Source organism: Aquabacterium sp. UBA2148, assembly GCF_002328915.1.
GTDB classification, from domain to species: domain Bacteria; phylum Pseudomonadota; class Gammaproteobacteria; order Burkholderiales; family Burkholderiaceae_C; genus Aquabacterium; species Aquabacterium parvum.
In genome coordinates, this window is record NZ_DCXA01000042.1 from 1 (window position 1) to 1,810 (window position 1,810).

At 70.7% G+C, this 1,810-nt stretch carries 1 protein-coding gene; it reads right to left on the minus strand.

The window, feature by feature from the left end; all coding sequences use genetic code 11:
- The coding region (locus B2W70_RS02220; protein WP_286742402.1) for a cryptochrome/deoxyribodipyrimidine photo-lyase family protein at nt 1-1,583 on the minus strand (1,583 nt) is incomplete at its 3' end.
- Nucleotides 1,584-1,810: the final 227 nt, after the last annotated feature.

Below are 1,810 nucleotides of genomic sequence, written 5' to 3' on the forward strand. Positions count from 1 at the left end.
TGCCGAGGCTGGCTTGCGCGCTGGGCCCGTTCGCCTCGGTGGGCCCGCGAGGCATGCCGGTTCACGATGGCCTGCTTGGCTGCGCGCACGTCTGGGTCGGCGCGGCGTGCGTGCAATCGCGCCTTGGCGCTGCGCAAGGCCTCGTCCAGGTCCACCAGCGGCAAGGGGATGTCGGCCTGGTCGTCGGCGCCCACGCGCAGGCCGCAGCGCGCCTGCACGTCAGCAGGCATGCGCCAGGGCTCGAACAACCAGGTGTCGGGCACGCGTCGCATGGCGGGCAGCCAGCGGCGCACGAACACGCCGCGGGGGTCCTGGTCGCGGGCCTGCTTGATCGGGTTGTAGACGCGGGTGGTGTTGATGCCCGTGGTGCCGGCCTGCATCTGCATCTGGCTCCAGTGGATGCCGGGTTCGTAGTCGACGAACTGCTGCGCCAGCCACTCGCCCACGGCCCGCCAGTGCAACCAAAGCGGGTAGCTGGCCACCGACACCAGCATGGCGCGCATGCGGAAGTTGATCCAGCCGGTTTCGCGCAGCATGGCCACGCAGGCGTCCACCAGGGGCCAGCCCGTGCGCCCAGCCTGAAGGGCCGCGAACCGTTCGGCGCTGAATTCGCCCTCTCGCAAGCCGTCGTAGCCTCGGTGCACGTTGCGCCACTCGATTTCGGGCTCGCTTTCCAGCTTCTGGATGAAGTGGCAGTGCCAGTGCAGGCGGCTGATGAAAGCGTGCAGGCCAGCTTGCTGTCGTGCTGCCCGGGCCTGCTCGTCGGGCGGTGCCGAGCTGGCTGGTTCTGAGAGTTCGGCCAGTCGGTGGTGGGTGGCTTGCACGACCTCGCGCAGGCTCACGCAGCCCAGCGCCAGGTAGGGCGACAGGCGCGAGCACGCGGTGGGAGCCGACAAGGGCGACGAAATGCCGCCCCGGTATCGGGCGCATCGGTCGTGCAGGAAGTCGTCCAGCACCTCCAGGGCGCGCTGCCGTCCCCCCCGCTGCCGGCGCGGTGCGTCGGCTTCCGCGAAGGTGGGCAGGTCCGGGGGCGCCCAGGATGGCCGAGGCGCGTGGCCGGGCTGGTGTGGCGAGACGGCGCTGCTCAGGGCGTTCGCCCGGGGCGGCGTGGGCCAGGTGGGGCTGCGCATGAAAGCGTCCCATGCCAGGTGCCAGGCGTCGCGGCTGCGCAGGCGGCGCACCACGCCGAACTGGGGCCACTCCTCGAATGCGATGCCCCGATCCCGGCACCACGCCCCCACGGCCAGGTCACGCTGGTAGGTCAGGGCGTTGCCGGTTTCTTCGTGCGCCAGCAGGGCGTCGAATGGTGTTTCGGCATGCAGGCGGGCCAACGCCTCGCAGGCCTCGCCACGCACCACCTCGAGTCGGCCACCGTGCGCCTGCACCTGGGCCTGCAGGTCGGCCAGGCATTCCATGACAAAACCGAGCTGGCGCGCCGACGCGTCGGGCTGGCCCCAAACCGAAGGCTCGACGATGTAGACGCCTCGCCATGGCTGCTGCGGTGCGCGCAAGATCGCCGCGTGGACGGCGGCGTGGTCGTGCACGCGCAGGTCGCGCTTGAACCAGACAAGGGGAGTGGCCATGGTGTCGAGTATCGGCAGGCGAGTCGGGTTCGACGCGGATTTGCCGCGCAAAAGCGGCGTCATGCTGAGGTCAATGTGGTCCGTTGGGCGGTGAGCGGGCCCGCGGTGCCTTGCCGCTAAACTCCCGGCGCAAGGTGGCCCGCCCCAGCGGCCGGCCCACGAGAGACACGATTGCCCACCGATGACCCAACAGACCATCGATTTCAGCCCGCCCCCGCCCGCCGATG